Below are 16806 nucleotides of genomic sequence, written 5' to 3' on the forward strand. Positions count from 1 at the left end.
CCCGACGCACCGGCCCCGGGGCAGGAACCGGGGCCCGAGAGAAAGAGCAGAATGCCCCGCTTCAGCATCATCGTCCCCGCCTCCGGTGTCGCCGGCCGTCTGTCCCAGGCGCTGGACTCGGTCCTCGGCCAGTCCTTCGGCGACTTCGAGCTGATCCCGGTCTGCGACGCGCCCGACTCACCCGCGGCGGCCGTCGCCGCCGCGTACGCCGAGCGGCACAGCAGGGTGACCCCGGTGCCCGCGCCGCCCTCCGGGGGCCCGGGCGGGGCCCGCACGGCCGGGACGCGGGCGGCGACGGGGACGTATCTGCTGTACCTGGACGGCGACGACGTCCTGCTGCCCGGCGCGCTGGCGGCGCTCGAGGCGCGCCTGAGGACGACCGGTGACGTGGACGTCCTCTACTTCGCCCACGAGCGGGCGCACTGGTGGGACCCCGAGACCTCCACACCACCGCTCGGCCGCGCGCCGGACGGGGCGTTCGCCCCCGGGCAGGCGCCGGAGCTGACCGGGGTGGCGGTGCCCGTGTGGAGTGCCGTGTACCGCCGGGCGTTCGTCACCGGGCACCGGCTCGCCTTTCCCGCCGGCCACTTCGCCGACGTCGGCTGGGGCGGTCTGGTCACCCTCGCCGCCGAGCGCCTGGCGGTGCTGCGCACGGTGTGCGTACGGCATCTGGTGCGCCGCCAGGCGGATCGGCTGCACAGCCCCGGCGAGCACCACTTCGACCTCCTCGATCAGGTGGAGCGCGTGCTCGTACGGGCCGCCGAACTCCGCCTCCCCGCCGACCGGGCGCGACCGCTGTTCGAGCAGTTGTTCTCCGCCGTGCTGCGGACGGCCGCGCATCCGGAGCTGCTGCCCGCGGGCCGGCACCGGGCGTTCTTCCGGCGGGCGGGCCGTCTCCACCGCCGCCACCGCCCGGCCGGGTTCCGGCCGCCCACGGGCAGTCTCGGCGTGCAGCACCGGCTGCTCGCGTCCGGCGCCTACGGCGCGTTCCGGGCGCTGCGGGCAGCCAACCAGGGCGCGGCCAGGGCGGCCAGGAAGGCACCCCTGCCGCACATGCCGCGCACCCGCGCCCGCTACAGACTCGGGCTGCACCGCCCGCTCGACCAGAACCTCGCCGTGTACTGCGCGTACTGGGGCCGCGGCTACGCCTGCAACCCGGCGGCCATCCACGCCGAGGCCCGCCGCCTCGCCCCGCACATCCGCTCGGTGTTCCTGGTCGAGCCGGACGCGGTGGGCAGTCTGCCGCAGGGCGTCGAGTACGCGGTGATCGGCAGCCGCGCCTACTGGGACGTCCTGGCCCGCGCCAAGTACCTGATCAACAACGCCAACTTCGCCGACGGCGTGGTCAAGCGCCCGGGCAGCGTCCACCTGCAGACCCAGCACGGCACCCCGCTGAAGAAGATGGGCGTCGACCAGGCGCCGTACCCCGTGGTCGCGGCGTCGACCGGCAGCTTCGCCAGGCTGCTGACGCGCGTGGACCGCTGGGACTACAACCTGTCCTCCAACCGGCACTCCACCGAGATGTGGGAGCGCGCGTTCCCGGGCTCGTACGAGACGCTGGAGTACGGCTATCCGCGCAACGACGTCTACTACACGGCGACCGCCGACGACGTGGCCCGCGTCCGCCGCGAACTCGGCGTCCCGGAGGGAAGGACGGCCGTCCTCTACGCGCCGACGCACCGCGACCACAGCACCGGCTTCGACGCGGGACTCGACCTCGAGGCGTTCTGCGACGCGATCGGCGACGACTTCGTGGTGCTGCTGCGCGCCCACTACTTCTACGACCGGGGCGCCGCCCGGGCCGCCGGCCGCGTCATCGACGTCACCCGGCACCGCTCCTCGGAGGACGTCTGCCTGGCCGCCGACGCGCTGATCACCGACTACTCGTCGATCATGTTCGACTACGCCAACCTGGACCGCCCGATCGTCGTGTACGCCGACGACTGGGACGTCTACCGGGAGATCAGGGGCGTCTACTTCGACCTGGTTCAGGCGCCGCCGGGCCGGGTGGTGCGCACCCCGGAGGAGCTGGCGGCCGTCTTCCGCGACGGGTCGTTCGCGGACGCGGCGGCCAGGGCTCTGCGGGGCGCCTTCCGGCAGCGTTTCTGCCAGTTCGACGACGGGCGCGCCGCCGAACGCGTCGTGCGCCGGGTGCTGCTGGGCGAGCCGCCCTCCTCGATCCCGCCCGTCATCCCGCTCGCCGAGCGCATTCCGGCCCCGGCCCCTGCCCTGGTGAGGAGCTGACCGCCGTGCCCCGTTTCAGCATCATCGTCCCCGTCTTCAAGGTGCAGGGCTTCCTGCGCGAGTGCCTGGACTCGGTCCTCGACCAGTCGTACACCGACTTCGAGGTGATCGCCGTCGACGACCGCTCCCCCGACGGCTGCGGGGCGATCCTCGACGAGTACGCCGCCCGCGATCGGCGCCTACGGGTGCTGCACCTGCCGGAGAACGTCGGCCTGGGCCGGGCCCGCAACGCCGGACTGCCGTACGCCTGCGGGGACTTCCTGCTCTTCCTCGACAGCGACGACACGCTCACCCCGGGCGCGCTGCGCGCGATCGCCGACCGGCTGGAGGAGACCCGGGACCCGGACGTGCTGGTCTTCGACTACGCCCGCACCTACTGGTGGGGAGCCACCCGCCGCAACGTGCTGGCCCGGGTCCTCGCCGAGGCCGGCGAGGGCACGTTCACCGCGGCCGAACGCCCCGAGATCCTCGAACTGCTGATGGTGGTGTGGAACAAGGCGTACCGCCGGGACTACGTCACCGAGCACGGCTTCGCCTTCCCGCCGGGCTACTACGAGGACACGCCCTGGACGTTCCCCACCCTGCTCAGCGCACGGCGGATCGCGACCCTCGACCGGATCTGCGTGAACTACCGGCAGCGCCGCCAGGGCAACATCCTGTCCACCACCAGCCGCAGGCACTTCGACGTGCACGACCAGTACGAGCGGGTCTTCGCCTATGTCGACGCCCATCCGGAGCTGGCCGCCTGGCGGCCGTACCTGCTCCGCAAGATGGGCGAGCACTGTCTGGACATCCTCGCCAAGCCGGACCGGCTGCCCGCGTGCGACAAGGCCGAGTTCTTCCGCCGTACCGCCGATGTCCTGCGCGCCCGCGGCACGGGGGAGCCGGTCCCGGCCGAGCTGCGCGTGCTGGAGGGGAGCTACGCCGCCTACCGGCTCCGGCAGCGGGCCGCAGCCGCCGGTGACGCGCTCGGCCGGCGGCGACGGCAGGCACGCGCGGTGGCGGCCGCGCGGGTCAAGCGCGGCTGGTCCCGGGCGCACGAGACGCGGGCCCTGGATCCGAACCTGGCCGTCTACTCGGCGTTCTCGCACCGCGGCGTCCTCGGCGACCCGGCCGCGATCCACCGCGCGGCACGCGACCTCGCCCCGCACATCAGGAACGTGTGGGTGGTGCGCCCGGACCAGGTGGAACGCCTGCCGCCGGACATCGAGTACGTCCTCGCGGGCTCCCTGGGCTATCTGCGGGTCACCGCGCGGGCCACGTACTTCGTCAACAACGTCAACTGGCCCGGAACCCTGGTCAAACGGCCCGGCACCGTCCACATCCACACCCACCGGGGCACCCCGCTGAAGTACATGGGGGCCGATCTGCGGGACAAACCGGGTGCCCGTCTGGGCCTGGACGTGCCGCAGATGCTGCGGCGCGCCGACCGCTGGGACTACAGCCTGGTGGCCAACCACCACTCCGAACTGGTGTGGGACCGCGCCTATCCGTGCGACTTCACCTCGGTGCGCAGCGGCAGCCCCCGCAACGACGTCCTCGTGGACGCCAAGCCCGGCGACGGGGCCGGGTTCCGGTTCCGGCACGGCATCCCCGAGGACCACACGGTGGTGCTGTACGCGCCGACCCGCCGCGACTACGTCCGGGGCGGCCACATCGACCGCTTCGACCTGGCCCGGTTCGCCGAGGACCTGGGCGGGGGCCACACCCTCGTCGTACGGCTGCACCCCTCGCTCGCGGAGGGTCCGGCGCGCGGGATGGGCCTGGCCGAGCTGCACCGGCGGGGCGTGCTGGTCGACGCCACCGACGAGCCGCATGCCGAGGAGGTGATGCTCGCCTCGGACGCCCTGGTCACCGACTACTCGGCTCTGATGTTCGACTACGCCAACCTGGACCGGCCGATCGTCGTGCACGCCGACGACTGGGGGGCGTTCCGGGCGAGCCGGGGCGCCTACTTCGACGTCACGGCGGACCCGCCGGGGCACGTCTCCCGCTCGTACCGGGAGCTGGCGTGGCTGTTCGCCTCCGGGTGCTGGCGCGACGAGGACTCGACGCGGTTGCGGGCGGAGTTCCGGGCGCGGTTCTGCGCGTTCGACGACGGGCGGGCGGCCGAGCGGGTGGTGCGCACGCTGATGCTGGGCGAGCCGGACACCCGGGCGTCGATCCCGGCACCGGCGGCCGGTGACAGCGGGGCGCTGACGACATCGCCGTGAACGCGCACGGCCTCGCACGCCCGGCAGGTGCGTACGAGGCCGTGGGGTGGACGGGTGTCACTCGATGACGAGCTCGACCGGGATGTTGCCGCGGGTGGCGTTGGAGTAGGGGCAGACCTGGTGGGCCTGCTCGACCAGCTTGCGGCCGGTCTCCTCGTCCACGGTGTCCGGCAGCTCGACGCGCAGGGTGACCGCGAGCGCGAAGCCCTCGCCCTGCTTGCCGATGCCGACCTCGGCGGTCACGGCGGCGTCGCTGACGTCCACCTTGGCCGCCCGGCCGACGAGGCCGAGCGCGCTGCCGAAGCAGGCCGCGTAACCGGCGGCGAAGAGCTGCTCCGGGTTGGTGCCCTCGCCGTTGCCGCCCAGCTCCACCGGCGGGGCCAGCTTGAGGTCGATCCTGCCGTCGGAGGAGACGGCGCGCCCGTCGCGGCCGTGGGTGGCGGTGGCGACAGCGGTGTAGAGCGCGTCCATGGAAAACCATCCCTCTCGAAGTCACACGGCGGCCGGCCCCTGGCTGGCTCGGGCCGCCTCATGCAGGTAAGTAGAGCACACAATTCAGTTGCCCACAACTAAATGGCGGGAGAGGAGCTACCCTGTCCTCATGACGACCACGCCGACCCCCCGTACGGAGGCGACCTCCGCGGACGAGGAGTACCTGCGCCTCGACCGCCAGATCTGCTTCTCGCTGCACGCCGCGTCGCGCGCCTTCAACGGCGTCTACCGCGTCGTCCTGAAGGACCTCGGCCTCACCTACCCGCAGTACCTGGTGATGCTGGTGCTGTGGGAGCACGGAGAGCTGCCGGTGAAGAAGCTCGGCGAGCACCTCCGCCTGGACTCCGGGACGCTCTCCCCGCTGCTGAAGCGGCTGGAGGCGGCGGGCCTGGTGCGACGGGAGCGCAGCGCCCGGGACGAGCGGTCCGTGCACATCCACCTCACGGACGAGGGCACGGCGCTCAGGGAACGCGCGCTGCTGGTGCCGCGCCGGATCGCCGCGGCGACGGGCTTCGACCTGGCGGAGATCACCGACCTGCGGGAACGCCTCGACCGGCTGACCCGCACCCTGGACACGGCGGCACTGGACGAGACCCCCGGCTGCGGATAGGCGCGCGGCCAGGCCCCGGAGCAGGCCCCGGCGCCTACCGGCGGGCGTGGGGGCCGGACTCCGGCTGCGCCTGGCGCCGTACGTAGAGCCGAAGGGTGAGGTGGGGCTGCACATACTCCTTGCGGGTGATGAAGTCCCGCCTCACGACCGCGAGTTTGGCGCGGTCCGTGGCGTTCCAGGGGGTCCAGGAAGGGTCCAGCGCGTACCGCTCGGTGACCACCCAGACACGGCTCAGCCCGTCGAGCCGCCGCCGCAGCTCCGCGGGCCCGACCTCCCGTCCGTACAGCGTCCCGCTCTCGGCGGCCGGCACGCCCAGCGCCACGTCCCGCACGCCCCGGAACCCGGCCGGATAGGCGAGCGCCGACCGCCGCTCCAGCGAGGGCAGGAACAACACGGGATCCCCGGACCGCACCCGCCGCGCCACGGCCGCGGACACGGCCCCGAGGTCGTCGGGCCGGTGCGCGGCCCGCCGGTCCTCCCGGAGCAGGGGCAACTGCACGAGGAACACACAACAGACGGCGACGACCCCGAGCAGGGCGACACCACCGCCGGGCACGGTCCGGCCACCCGGTCGCAAGCGCCCCACCATCCCGGCCACCCGCTCCGCACCGGCCGCCGCCAGCAGCGGCACCCCCGCCAGCGAATACAGCACGTACCGGTCGTCGTACAACGGCCGGAACTGCGACACCCCCATGAGCACCGCCGGCGGAACCACCAGCAACGGCACCGCCACCCGCGCCAGGGAGACCCCGCGCGGCCACGGCGCCCACACCGCCGTCACCGCGAGCCCCAGACACGGCACCAGCACCAGCGGCGACTCACCGAAGAACTCCCGCACCAGCTCCTCGACGCTGCGGCCGTCCGGCGCGGTCAGCCACGCCACCTGCTCCGCCTGCCCCCGCGACACCAGCACCAGCGGCACCAGCACCACCACCGCGACCCCGGCCGCGGTCCCCCATCCCCGCCACACCCGCCCCGGCGCCCGTGCCACCGCCAGCGTGCAGGCGTGGGCCGGCAGCATCAGCACGGCGAACTCGTGCAGTAGACACGTGACGGCGACGACGACCCCGTACGGCCACCACCTCCCGCCCTGCACGGCCCGCACGAGCAGCAGGGTCGCGCCCGTCACCCCGGCCGCGACCAACGCGTACGAGCGCCCTTCCTGCGCGTAGTGCCCGGCCATCGGCGTGACCGCGTACAGCAGCCCCGCCCACAGCCCCACCCGCGGCCGCCCGAGCCGCACGCCCAGCGCGGCGACCAGCCCGGCCGCCGCGGCCGCCCCGCACACCGAGGGCAGCCGCAGCAGCACCTCCCCGGGGTGCAGGGCGAGGACCGGGTGCATCAGCAGGTAGTACAGGCCGTGCACCGCGTCCACGCTCCGCAGCAGGTGCCAGATCTGCGGCAGCGAGCGGCGCGCCACCTGGAACGTGACCGCTTCGTCGCGCCACATGCCGTCGCGGTCCAGTCCCCACAGCCCGAGCGTGAACATGACCGCAACGGGCACGAGGACGGTGATGCGCTCCCTGCGCCTCATCGGTGACCGGCTCATGCCCGCATTCAACATGTGCGGGTTTCGTACGATTAACTAACTTTTGCCCTGTGTTGACGTCGTATCCACCCCACGGTCCATGCGGACGGCCTACCATCCGGCTTTGATGAGTGCCTTGAAGACTGCCCTGGAACGCCCGGCGACCAGACCGGCACCCCTTTTCCCGCCACCCTTCTGGAAGAGGGTGCGCCGGGGACATCGGTTGCTTCTGCTCGCCGCCGGCTGGCTCGCCACCCGTGCCCTGATGCTCTGGCTGCTCGTCCACGACCAGTACGCCCTGCTCGGCCGGGGCGGGGTCGCACGCGAGGTCTGGAAGCTCTACTTCCACTGGTACGGCATCCTCCGCCACGGCGCCTTCCCCTCCGGCGACCACCTGTGGCAGTACCCGCCCGGTGCCGGCGCGGTGCTCCTGTCACCCGGGCTCCTGCCGGGACTGACGTACTTTCAGGCGTTCGTGGTCATCACCTTGTTCACGGACGCGGTGATCGCGCTCGCCCTCGCGTACGCCGGCACCCGCCGGGGCCGGTCACTGCGCGGCGCGGCGCTGTGGATCGCCGGCCTGCCGCTGCTGTGGCACATCCCGCTCGTCCGGTACGACGTCCAGGTCACCGCCTTCGCGGTCGTCTCGCTGCTGGCGATGTCGCGCTCGCCCCGCGTGGGCGGCGTGTTCGCGGCCCTCGGCGCCCTGGTGAAGGTGTGGCCGGCACTGGCGCTCATCGGCACACCGCGGGGCCGTGGCACCCGCCAGGCGTGGACGTCGGCGGTCGTCACCGCGGTGACGCTGCTCGCCGTGGTGGCGGTCCTGTTCCGCAACCCGTTCGACTTCCTGCGCCAGCAGGGCGGCCGCGGCGTGCAGATCGAGTCGCTGGGCGGCACGGTGCTGATGCTGGCGCGCCGGGCCGGCTGGTCGGGCACCACCCGCTACCAGTACGGCGCCGTGGAGTACGTCGGCCCGCATGTGCGCGCGGTCGCCGACTGCTCGCTCGCGCTGACCGCCGTCGCCTTCGCACTGCTGCTGCTGTGGCGGGTGCGCGCCCGCCGCTGGACGCAGGCGACCCCGTACGACGCGGCGCTGACGGCCGTGCTCCTGTTCACGGTGACGAGCCGGGTCATCAGCCCGCAGTACATGATCTGGCTGGTCGGGCTGGCCGCCGTCTGCCTGACCACACGGCACACCACTCAGCGCCCGGTGGCCTGGCTCATCCTGGCGGCGACCGCGATCAGCGCCGTGGTGTACCCCGCCTTCTACGGGGAGGTGATCAGCTCCACCTGGCCGGGCTGCCTGCTCATGCTGGCCCGCAACGGACTGCTCGCCACCGCGGCGATCGTGTCCTTCGTCCGCCTGTGGCGCTCCGGGCTCGCGGTCCCGCAGCAGGAGAACCCGCAGGCTCCCGCGGGGAACCGGAACCGTGTTCCCGCCCTCTTCTCCACGGGGGGTTAATGGTCTCTTAACAGATGATTACCGGTTGCCCGTATCCTCTGCTCGTGGATGCGATCGGTCACCCTCAGGATGCACAGGTCAGCGTCGTGGTCATCGGATACGACGACGCGGCCCATGTGGCGGACGCGGTCCGTTCGGCCCTCGCGCAGGGCGGGGTGGTCCGCGAAGTGATCGCTGTCGACGACTGCTCGTCGGACGGCAGCGCCGAGCTGCTGCATGCCCTGGCGGCCGAGGAGCCACGCGTCAAGGTGATCGCCCGGACCACCAACAGCGGCGGCTGCGGCACCCCGCGCAACGACGGGATCGACGCGGCGACCGCTCCGTACCTGATGTTCCTGGACAGCGACGACGTGCTGCCGCCGGGCGCGGTGGACGCGCTGCTCATGGCGGCCGTCGCACACGGCACCCAGGTCGCCGCGGGCCTGTGCGTGCGCCGCGAGCTGCCCTCGGGCCGCGAGGTGCCCTGGCAGCCGGAGCTGTACGGGCAGGCGGCGGTGGTCTCCCACCCGTCCCGGCGCCCTCGCCTGGCCTATGACACGCTGTGCGTCAACAAGCTGTACCGCACCGACTTCCTGCGCGAGCACGGCATCCGCTTCCCCGAAGGCCGCTTCCACTACGAGGACTTCGTCTTCAGCGCGCGCGTCCTGGCCGCCGGCCCGAGCATCGCCGTGATCCCGGACACGGTGTACGTCTGGCACGTGCGCCGCGCCGCCCAGCGCCTGTCCATCTCCCTCGCCCGCGCCGACATCGACAACTGGAAGTCGCGGATGGAGGCGACCCGGCAGTCCTACGAGATCCTGCTGGGCGCCGGCGAGAAGCGGCTCGCGCGGGCGGCGCGCACCACCTTCCTGGACCGGGGCCTGCGCATGTACGCGCGGGAACTGCCGCTGCGCGACGAGGGGTACCGCACGGAGTGGTGGCGGCTCACCCGCGCGTACCTCGAGGACTTCGACGCCGACGACTTCGCCCAGGCCTCGGTGCCGGGGCGGGTCCTCGCGCAGGTCGTGCTCGCCTCCGACCGGCCGCGCGACCTGAACCGGATCAAGGAGCTCGCGGGCCGTCCCGCCCGGCTGACCCCGCCGTACGCGAGGGCGGCGGACGGCACGCCCGTGTGGTCCGACGACCTGCGGGAGGTCCGGCTCGAGCACCTGCTGGACCACCCCATGGAACGTCTGCCGGTCACCGTCGACGCCGAACTGCGCCCACGCGCGGGGGCCGGCCGGCTGCGGCTGCGCCTGCACGAGCTGTACGGGCGGGTGGAGAACGCGGGTCCGGCCCGGGTGGACGTGCAGTTCGTGCTCCGGGAGGACGAGAAGCGGGTGGGGCTGTCCACCACGGCTACCCTCGGGAAGGACCCGGACTCGTCCGGCTGGACGGCGGAGGCTCCCGTGGACCTCGCGGCGCTCGGCGCCGGCACCTGGGACCTGAAGCTGACGCTCCGGTTCGATGACGGAACGAGCCGTGAGACCGCGCCGCACGCCGTCGCGGGCCCCGGCCTGCTGCGCCGCCAGGCGGTGCCGAGCCCGAGGCACGGCGTGCTGCTGGTGCAGCCGTACGCGACGCACTCGGGCGCACTGGCACTGCGGGTGGCGTCGGGCGTACGGGGAGTGACGTCGGTCGTGCGGCGCAGGCTCCGTCGCCTGCTTCGCTCGAGGTGACCGACGGCGGGAAGGCTCCGCCTGCTTCACTGAAGCGCGCCTGCTTCACTGAAGTGGCAGCAAGAACACGACAGGCCAACGAGCAAGGAGACGGCCGCATCATGACCTGGCTGATCACCGGCGGTGCCGGTTACATCGGGGCGCACGTCGTCCGCGCGATGACCGAGGCGGGCGAGCGCGCCGTGGTGTACGACGACCTGTCCACGGGCATCGCCGAGCGCGTGCCCGCGGAGGTGCCGCTGGTGGAGGGCTCCACCCTGGACGGCGGCCTGCTGCGCCGCACGCTGGCGGAGCACGCGGTGACGGGCGTCGTGCACCTGGCGGCGAAGAAGCAGGTGGGCGAGTCGGTGGAGCTGCCGCTGCACTACTACCGGGAGAACGTGGAGGGGCTGCGCGTCCTGCTGGAGGCGGTCACGGAGACCGGGGTTCCGTCCTTCGTGTTCTCCTCGTCCGCCGCCGTGTACGGCATGCCGGACGTGGACCTGGTGACGGAGGAGACGCCGTGCGTCCCGATGTCGCCGTACGGCGAGACCAAGCTGGCCGGCGAGTGGCTGGTCCGGGCGACGGGGCGGGCGACCGGTCTGTCCACGGCGTCCCTGCGCTACTTCAACGTGGCGGGCGCGGCGAGCCCCGAGCTGGCGGACGTGGGCGTCTTCAACCTGATCCCGATGGTGTTCGAGAAGCTGACCGAGGGCGCGCCGCCGCGCATCTTCGGCGACGACTACGCCACACCCGACGGCACCTGCATCCGCGACTACATCCATGTGGCCGACCTGGCGGAGGCCCACGTCGCCGCCGCCCGCGCCCTGCAGGCCGCCCCCGGCACGGACCTCACCCTCAACATCGGCCGCGGGGAGGGCGTGTCGGTGCGCGAGATGATCGACCGCATCAACGCGATCACCGGCTACGACATCCCGCCGACGGTCACCCCGCGCCGCCCCGGTGACCCGGCCCGCGTCGTCGCCTCCGCCGACCGCATCGCCCGGGAACTGGGCTGGACGGCGAAGCGCGACGTCGAGGACATGATCACCTCGGCGTGGGAGGGCTGGGTGCGCAGGCATCCGGAAGCGGCGCGGCGGTAGGACGCTCAGGCCCCCGCGGCCCGCGAGAGCTCGGGGAGCTGCGGAAAGGCGACGCCGGTCAGCTCCTCCGAGACCGTCCACAGACGGCGGGCCGCCTCCGGGTCACTGGCCGCTCGGGAGCGGCCCACCAGGGTCGGCGCGCCGCGCATCTCGCTCAGGCCGTCGGGGCCGACGTAGCTCGCGCCGGGCAGGTCCTGGGTGGCGGCGTACAGGGTGGGCAGCGCGCCCGCCCTGTCGTCCTGGGCGAACAGGCGGTTGCCGACCCGCATCGCGATCCGGCGCAGGGCGCTGGCGTCGTGGCCCTGGAGGTTGGTCGCGGCCCAGCCCGGGTGCGCGGCCAGAGCCCGCACCCGTGAACCCGCCTCGGTCAGGCGGCGCTGCAACTCCAGGGTGAACAGCAGGTTGGCGAGCTTGGACTGGGCGTACGCCGCCATCGGGGAGTACTCGCCGGTCAGGTTCAGGTTCTCGAAGTGGATGCGCGCACCCGGGTACCGGTGCATGCCCGAGGACACGGTGACCACGCGATCCCTGACCCGCGGCAGCAGCAGGCCGGTCAGGGCGAAGTGCCCCAGGTGGTTGGTGCCGAACTGGGTCTCGAAGCCGTCCTTGGTGGTTCCCTCGGGGACGTTCATGACCCCGGCGTTGTTGACGAGCACGTCGATGTCGCCCTGCCGGCCGCGGGCGAACTCCCGTACGGACTCCAGGTCGGCCAGGTCGAGTCGGTGCACCTCGAGGCGGCCCTTCGCGCCGCGCAGGGCGGCGGCCGCCGCCTCGCCGCGCCGGGGATCGCGCACGGCGAGCACCACATGGGCGCCGGCCCGGGCGAAGGCGTCGGCGGTGGCGAGGCCGATGCCGCTGTTGGCGCCGGTGATGACGACGGTGCGGCCGGTCTGGTCGGTTATGTCGCCGGCATTCCACTTGTGCTGTGTCTTGGGCATGCCCTTCAAAGTAGGCGCCGACAACAATGCTGTCAATGACAACAATGTAGGCGACGACCACTTGGCCGATACACTGACCGGTATGCACACTCGCCGTCGCTACCACCACGGAGACCTGCGCGCCGCGCTGCTCACCCGGGCGGAGGAGACCCTCCGGGAGAAGGGGCCGGCCGCGCTGTCCCTCCGCGAACTCGCGCGCGACCTGGGCGTGAGCCACGCCGCACCGAGCCGCCACTTCAAGGACAAGCAGGCGCTGCTGGACGCCCTGGCGCTGACCGGTTTCCACCGGCTCGCGCAGACGATGACGGCGGCTCTGGAGGGGACGGGCGAGTCGTTCGCCGAACGGCTGCGGGCCGGGGCCCACGCCTACGTGGAATTCGCCACCGCCAACGCCGAGTTGCTGGACCTGATGTACGCCATCAAGCACACCCCCGAAGCCTCCGAGGAGCTCGGCGCCGCGTCCCAGCGGTGGATCGCGCAGATGGAGAACCTGATCGGCGAGGCCCAGCGCCGCGGCGAGGTGCGCGACGGCCCCCTGGAGAGCGTGGGCATCGGGGTCTTCTCCAGCCTGCACGGCTACGCCTCACTCGCGGCGGGCGACCACCTGCCGCCGGAGGTGCGTGCCCAGGGCCTGGACGACCTGGTCGCGTACATCCTGCGGGGCTGCGCCCCGGAGTAGCGGATACGCCCCAAGGAGCGGTTACGAGCCCCGGGCCCTGCGCGCCGGGGCAGGTCGGGCACATACGGCCGACCCCCGTCCGCCCCGGCGGCGTACCGCGCGGTTCGGACGGGGGTCGGCAGGCCGGCTGTGAACCGGTCAGATGATGGCGTTGTAGATGTCCCACCCCGTGCCGAAGCCGCTCCGCGCGCCGTACGGCGACGCCGGGCTGCCGGTACCCGGGTAGAGGTACACGTTCCCGGAGGAGTCCCGGGCGACGAGGTCGGGCTTGCCGTCACCGGTCAGGTCACCGGGGCCGACCATGGTGTAGCCGCCCCAGCCCGTACCGGCCTTGACGCGAGGCCCGAAGGGCGACGTCGTGCTGCCGGTGCCGGGGTAGACGTACAGGTTCCCCGCCGAGTCCCGCGCGAGCAGGTCCCCCTTGCCGTCACCCGTGAGATCACCGCCGTTGACCATGGTGTAGCCGCCCCAGCCGTAGCCCGCCTTGATGCGCGGACCGAAGGGCGAGGTGGTGCTGCCGGTGCCGGGGTAGACGTACAGGTTCCCCGAGGAGTCCCGCGCGAGCAGGTCCGGCCTGCCGTCACCGGTCAGGTCCCCCATGCCGAGCATGGTGTAGCCGCCCCAGCCGTAACCCGCCTTCACACGCGCCTTGAAGGGCGCCGACGGGCTGCCGCTGCCCTGGTAGTACCAGAGGTTGCCGGAGCCGTCGCGGGCCACCATGTCACCCGTGCCGTCGGCGTGGAAGACCGACATCGGCGTCATGGCGTTGTAACCGCCCCAGCCGTAGCCGACCTTGTACCGCGACAGGAACGGCGACGACGCCACCCCCGTGCCCTGGTACTGCCACAGGTTGCCCGACGAGTCACGGGCGAGGATGTTCTGCCGCTTCGAGGCGGCAGGCCCGGGCACCGCGGAGATCACCTTCACATCCGCCGAACTCACGTACGCCAGACGGTGGTTGTAACGGATCGGGTAGTAGGTGGTGGTGCCGCTGATCACCGTGCGGTCGTGCGGGGCGCTGCCGTCGAACGTCGTCGAGCGGTAGTAGCCCGAGGTCTCCTGCGCGTTGGCGACGTACGCCTGCCCGGAGGGGATCGAGTGTTTGGTGAGCGGAGTCACCGGCTGCGGGGTGAGGTCGCTCGGGTACGCGCTCGCCTCCGGGTAGGCACGGCCGTAGACCGGGATGGAGTCGGCCCCGTCGCGGGCGGTGACCACCGTGACCGCGGAGGTGTCGGAGACCGGCACGGTGTACGAGCCGTGCGGGTTGTAGAACCACGCCTTCGTGCCGCCGTACCAGATCGCGGTCCAGTCGCCCTGCTGCGCGGCCACCACGAAGCCCTGACCGGCGACCGCCTTGTCGCTCCAGTCGGCGGCGGCGGTCGTTCCGGAGGAGAAGTACGGGTTCGTGACCAGCGATGCGCTGTCCGACGGCGCGGTGCGCAGGTAGACGAAGTCGGCGGGCTGCGCCGACTGGCCGTCGACGGGCGGTTCGTACGACGTGTCGAACGGCGGCGCGATCCGCACCACCTCGCCGGGGACGAGCGGCGAGCCGGCCGGGTTGCTGTTCGGCGCGCCGAGCAGGGACATGTAGTGGTTCCAGTCCCAGTACGTGCCCGGGTCCCAGTGCATGCCGGCCACGTACGCGTCGAGCGGGCCCGTGATGTCGTCGTGGCCGATGATGTGTTCGCGGTCGAGCGGGATGCCGTACTTGCCCGCGAGGTACTTCACCAGCGCGGCGGACGACTCGTACTCGGACTCGGTGTACCAGCTCCCGCCCTGGAGCGCGTAGCCCTCGTGCTCGATGCCGATGGCGTGCTGGTTCATGTACCAGTTGCCCGCGTGCCAGGCCACGTCCTTGTCGGCCACCATCTGCGTGACCAGCCCGTCCGAGGAGCGGATCAGGTAGTGGGCGCTGGCGCCGGCGGTCGGGTCCTGGAACTGGCTGAGCGCCGAGGAGTACTGGCCCTCGGTGTCGTGGATGACGATGTAGTCGATCGCGTCGCCGTCCGAGGGCCGGTCGGCGATGTCGTAGTTCCCGTACTGCGTCTTGTCGGTGGAACTGGTCTGCTGGTACGCGGCAGGCGCATAGTTGCACGTCAGGCCGGACGGGCACTCCGGGGCCGGGGTGCTGGTCGCGGCGGCCGCCGTCGCCGTGGTGTAGCTCGCGGCCGTCGCGGTGGCGTAGCCGGTGTGCGTGCTGCCGGTGGTCGAGTAGGCAGCCGTGCTCGCCCGCGGCTTCAGCCCGGGCTGCGCCTCGAGCGTCACCCGCTGGCCGTCGGCGGTCACACGGCTGATCCCCGAACGCATGTGGGCGTAGACGCGCTGCGCGAACTGGGCCGCGCCCCGGCTGTCCGGCGACTGGCTGTAACGTTCCACCGCCGGGTACCACTGCGCCGGGTCGGCCGGCAGCCCGCCGGTCGCCGCGCGTTCGTACTCGGCCAGCAGGGCCGCACCTCCGCGGACGCTCTGTGCCATGTCGGCGCGCAGTGACGTCGTCGGTGCGTCGATGAGCTCGGCGGCCCGGTCCAGCGTGTGCAGTGCGGGCGCGTCGGTCTGCACGGCGCCGACGTCGGCCAGCACGCGCTTCGACGGATGGAAGGACCGCCGGCCGTCCTCACCCCGCAGGTTCAGCTCCCGCATGCGGTCGCCGGCCGACGGCTTGGGCACGTCCGTCGAGGCCACCTGTGTGAGGCCCATCACGTTGTAATTGCCGGTCATGCTCGGCCGGCCCGCGTGGGTGTCCCAGCGGCTCTCCTGGTACGCCACCGCCATCAGCACGCTCTGCGGCACGTGGAACTCCCGTGCCGCCGAGGCGAACCGATCCTGCAGGGCTGTGGGAGCGATCGCCGTCGGGTGCGAGCCACCGGGCTGGCTGGCCTGCGCCACGGCCGCGACTCCCGCCGCGACCAGCGCGAGCACACCTCCGGCAGCCATTCCCACCCGCATCCTCGACCGGCGGTGTCTTCGCTGCTTGCGATTCAAAAGACCGTCACATCCTGTTCTGGCCATGCCTCGGCCAACCAGGGGGGGTGGCAGCGGGACGTTAGCAGGGAAGACGGCCGTACACACACTCGGTATGCCGAACCGAGGTCATTCCCACGTGTCGAGCGGCAAAGGGAGCGGTGGGCGGACGGCCGCCGTCCGCGCGCGGCCTCCCGCGGTCGGGGCAGGGCTCACAAGGCCTTGAGCGCCCCCGCCGTGGCCCGGGCCAGCCCCGCCAGGTACCCCTTCGGCAGCTTCGGTCCCCGTACCACCACCGCTCGCCAGTACAGCGGGCCCGAGATCAGGTCCAGCGCCAGGTCCGTGTCGATGGTTCCGCTGATCTCGCCGCGGGCGGCCGCCGCCGCGACGATGCCGCTCGCCACGCTCTCCTGACCCTCGCGCAGCGCCTTCTGCATGGCCTCGGCGATGTCGGGGTTGCGGGCCGCCTCCGCCTGGAGGTCCGGGATGATCTGGCCGGCCACCGGGTGGCGCAGGGCCCGGGAGGTCACCTCGTAGAGCAATCTCAGATCACCCTCCAGCGAGCCCGTGTCGGGGGCCGGCAGGCCCTGGACCGCGATCGCCGAGACCAGGTCGAGGACCAGGTGCAGCTTCGAGCGCCACCGGCGGTACACCGCCGTCTTGCCGACACCGGCCCGGCGCGCGATGCCCTCTATGGACATCCGGGCGTAGCCGACGGCCGCCAGCTCCTCGAAGACCGCCGCGCGAATGGCTTCCGTCACGTCCTCACGGAGGACGGCCGCACCCGCGGGCGCCCTGCGGCGCCGCTTCACCTGGGGAGTGTCGGCGTTCGTCGTCATGCGGACCAGCATAGGGCGTGACGACGAAACGGTTGCGTTCCGACGTCGAATCGGCTTACTCTCCCGTTGCGACGATACGGTGCCGTCCCGACGTAAAGGG

Annotated in this window: 12 protein-coding genes; 7 read left to right on the plus strand and 5 right to left on the minus strand. The window is 72.5% G+C overall.

From position 1 onward, the window contains the following. Window positions 1–51 precede the first annotated feature (51 nt). Together ACZ4SW_RS26115 and ACZ4SW_RS26120 are read left to right on the plus strand one after the other, a co-directional pair. Window positions 52–2244: a bifunctional glycosyltransferase family 2 protein/CDP-glycerol:glycerophosphate glycerophosphotransferase gene (locus ACZ4SW_RS26115; RefSeq protein ID WP_468250471.1), complete on the plus strand. Its 2193-nt coding sequence runs from the start codon at window positions 52–54 to the stop codon at window positions 2242–2244. A 5-nt stretch (window positions 2245–2249) separates the two neighbouring features. After that, on the plus strand, window positions 2250–4457 hold the full coding sequence (locus ACZ4SW_RS26120; protein ID WP_468250473.1) for a bifunctional glycosyltransferase/CDP-glycerol:glycerophosphate glycerophosphotransferase: 2208 nt from the start codon (window positions 2250–2252) through the stop codon (window positions 4455–4457). Between the two features lie 57 nt (window positions 4458–4514). Here ACZ4SW_RS26120 and ACZ4SW_RS26125 read toward each other — a convergent pair whose 3' ends face one another. Continuing rightward, on the minus strand, window positions 4515–4928 hold the full coding sequence (locus tag ACZ4SW_RS26125) for an organic hydroperoxide resistance protein (protein WP_468250475.1): 414 nt from the start codon (window positions 4926–4928) through the stop codon (window positions 4515–4517). 130 nt (window positions 4929–5058) lie between these two features. Here ACZ4SW_RS26125 and ACZ4SW_RS26130 point away from each other — a divergent pair, with 130 nt between their 5' ends. Continuing rightward, complete coding sequence (locus ACZ4SW_RS26130; RefSeq protein ID WP_468250477.1) at window positions 5059–5559, plus strand: MarR family winged helix-turn-helix transcriptional regulator; 501 nt, start codon at window positions 5059–5061, stop codon at window positions 5557–5559. A gap of 34 nt (window positions 5560–5593) precedes the next feature. Here ACZ4SW_RS26130 and ACZ4SW_RS26135 read toward each other — a convergent pair whose 3' ends face one another. Further along, complete coding sequence (locus ACZ4SW_RS26135; protein WP_468250479.1) at window positions 5594–7108, minus strand: glycosyltransferase family 39 protein; 1515 nt, start codon at window positions 7106–7108, stop codon at window positions 5594–5596. 244 nt (window positions 7109–7352) lie between these two features. On the opposite strand from ACZ4SW_RS26135, the gene ACZ4SW_RS26140 reads away from it, so the two are divergent. The 3 genes from ACZ4SW_RS26140 (at window position 7353) to galE (ending at window position 11289) form a co-directional block, all read left to right on the plus strand. After that, window positions 7353–8549, plus strand: coding sequence for a glycosyltransferase 87 family protein (locus ACZ4SW_RS26140; protein WP_468250543.1), 1197 nt, complete (start codon window positions 7353–7355; stop codon window positions 8547–8549). A 44-nt stretch (window positions 8550–8593) separates the two neighbouring features. Next, window positions 8594–10207, plus strand: a complete 1614-nt coding sequence (locus ACZ4SW_RS26145; protein WP_468250481.1) for a glycosyltransferase family 2 protein — start codon at window positions 8594–8596, stop codon at window positions 10205–10207. A 101-nt stretch (window positions 10208–10308) separates the two neighbouring features. After that, window positions 10309–11289, plus strand: coding sequence for a UDP-glucose 4-epimerase GalE (gene galE, locus ACZ4SW_RS26150; RefSeq protein WP_468250483.1), 981 nt, complete (start codon window positions 10309–10311; stop codon window positions 11287–11289). 5 nt (window positions 11290–11294) lie between these two features. On the opposite strand, the gene ACZ4SW_RS26155 is transcribed toward galE, so the two are convergent. Next, the gene (locus ACZ4SW_RS26155) at window positions 11295–12227 is read right to left on the minus strand and encodes an oxidoreductase (protein ID WP_468250485.1); all 933 of its coding nucleotides are present in this window, start codon (window positions 12225–12227) and stop codon (window positions 11295–11297) included. 82 nt (window positions 12228–12309) lie between these two features. Here ACZ4SW_RS26155 and ACZ4SW_RS26160 point away from each other — a divergent pair, with 82 nt between their 5' ends. Beyond that, complete coding sequence (locus tag ACZ4SW_RS26160; protein WP_200417721.1) at window positions 12310–12906, plus strand: TetR/AcrR family transcriptional regulator; 597 nt, start codon at window positions 12310–12312, stop codon at window positions 12904–12906. 138 nt (window positions 12907–13044) lie between these two features. Here the strand turns inward: ACZ4SW_RS26160 and ACZ4SW_RS26165 are convergent, their stop codons facing one another. Next, window positions 13045–15840: an N-acetylmuramoyl-L-alanine amidase gene (locus ACZ4SW_RS26165; protein ID WP_468250487.1), complete on the minus strand. Its 2796-nt coding sequence runs from the start codon at window positions 15838–15840 to the stop codon at window positions 13045–13047. Window positions 15841–16079: 239 nt separating this feature from the next. After that, the gene (locus tag ACZ4SW_RS26170) at window positions 16080–16706 is read right to left on the minus strand and encodes a TetR/AcrR family transcriptional regulator (protein WP_468250489.1); all 627 of its coding nucleotides are present in this window, start codon (window positions 16704–16706) and stop codon (window positions 16080–16082) included. Between the last annotated feature and the right edge of the window lie 100 nt (window positions 16707–16806).

The organism is Streptomyces sp. NPDC028331, assembly GCF_055565775.1.

What these genes read in the sequence shown, in the direction of transcription:
- ACZ4SW_RS26140 (WP_468250543.1), top strand. Translation starts at nt 7,353, where the DNA reads ATGCTCTGGCTGCTCGTCCACGACCAGTACGCCCTGCTCGGCCGGGGC.
- galE (WP_468250483.1), top strand. Translation starts at nt 10,309, where the DNA reads ATGACCTGGCTGATCACCGGCGGTGCCGGTTACATCGGGGCGCACGTC.
- ACZ4SW_RS26135 (WP_468250479.1), bottom strand. Translation starts at nt 7,108, where the DNA reads ATGAGCCGGTCACCGATGAGGCGCAGGGAGCGCATCACCGTCCTCGTG.
- ACZ4SW_RS26130 (WP_468250477.1), top strand. Translation starts at nt 5,059, where the DNA reads ATGACGACCACGCCGACCCCCCGTACGGAGGCGACCTCCGCGGACGAG.
- ACZ4SW_RS26155 (WP_468250485.1), bottom strand. Translation starts at nt 12,227, where the DNA reads ATGCCCAAGACACAGCACAAGTGGAATGCCGGCGACATAACCGACCAG.
- ACZ4SW_RS26125 (WP_468250475.1), bottom strand. Translation starts at nt 4,928, where the DNA reads ATGGACGCGCTCTACACCGCTGTCGCCACCGCCACCCACGGCCGCGAC.
- ACZ4SW_RS26165 (WP_468250487.1), bottom strand. Translation starts at nt 15,840, where the DNA reads ATGGCTGCCGGAGGTGTGCTCGCGCTGGTCGCGGCGGGAGTCGCGGCC.
- ACZ4SW_RS26160 (WP_200417721.1), top strand. Translation starts at nt 12,310, where the DNA reads ATGCACACTCGCCGTCGCTACCACCACGGAGACCTGCGCGCCGCGCTG.
- ACZ4SW_RS26170 (WP_468250489.1), bottom strand. Translation starts at nt 16,706, where the DNA reads ATGACGACGAACGCCGACACTCCCCAGGTGAAGCGGCGCCGCAGGGCG.
- ACZ4SW_RS26115 (WP_468250471.1), top strand. Translation starts at nt 52, where the DNA reads ATGCCCCGCTTCAGCATCATCGTCCCCGCCTCCGGTGTCGCCGGCCGT.